The sequence below is a fragment of the Flavobacterium bomense genome (assembly GCF_003970355.1).
Window position 1 is genome coordinate 1 of the sequence record NZ_RYDJ01000288.1, and the last position, 1,022, is coordinate 1,022.

General features: G+C 36.3%; 2 protein-coding genes. Both read right to left on the reverse strand.

The window, feature by feature from the left end; all coding sequences use genetic code 11:
- On the reverse strand, positions 1-409 hold a 409-nt coding region (locus EKL98_RS17370), incomplete at its 3' end, for a GTPase (protein WP_126563269.1).
- A 104-nt stretch (positions 410-513) separates the two neighbouring features.
- A partial coding sequence (locus tag EKL98_RS17375) for a hypothetical protein (protein WP_449404021.1) occupies positions 514-1,022 on the reverse strand: 509 nt, incomplete at its 5' end.

Consider the following 1,022-nt stretch of genomic DNA (forward strand, 5'->3'; position numbering starts at 1 on the left):
GCAAAGCAGTTTCATCCCTTAGGTTTTCAACGTCTTCCTTGTTATGAACGATGAGATATTCAATGTCAAAATTGTTGAATTCCTTGATTAGTTTTTGTTCAAATGAGTCGAAGACATTATTGGAAATCAATAATATTGCCGCATCAATATGTTCCAGAGTTTGGATGGTTTTTTGAATTCGTTTTGTGCCTAATTCTCCAAAATCGTCAATTCCTGCAGTATCAACTAGAATGGTAGGACCAATTCCGAAAATTTCAATAGATTTTTTAACGGGATCTGTTGTGGTTCCGGCTATTTCAGAAACGATGGCCACATCAATTCCTGACAGCGCATTGATAAACGAACTTTTGCCTACGTTGCGCCGTCCGTAGATTCCAATGTGTGGTTTATTGTCTTTACCTTTATCCATAAGGCAATTATTTAATTATTTTGCACCCAACATTTGAAACTGTTGGCTATTGATACCCTCAAACTCGAAACTCCCAAACTCGAAACTCTTAGCTTCCAACTTCCTCAATAAATTAAATCTCGTTCACCAGCTTTAACTCTTTCGATTCTTTCTTTCAGCGATTTTTTTAGTTTTTTATTCTCAGTTTCATCAACTGTTTTCTGAATCAATCCTTTTTCGGCAGTTGTTTCATCGGCATAATCAATCAAATATTCAGCTAATGTCAATGTTGCATTAGGGGTACAGCATTTTTTGATAAATCCAGGAACTGAAAATTCCATAAAATGTTCGCCCGTTCTGCCCAATCGATAACAAGCAGTGCAAAACGATGGAATCATTTCTTTATCCAATAATTCATTGACAATTTCGTTTAACGAACGTTCGTCGTTGACTTTAAACTGACCTTTATTGAGATTTTGTTCGCTATTTAATGTTTTCGAATACCCTCCTAATTCAATTTTGGTACCTCCATCAATTTGAGATACACCATATTGAATAATTTCGTCTCGAAGTTCTGCGGGTTCTCTAGCGGTGAGAATCATTCCTGTATAAGGAACTGCCAATCTCCAACTAG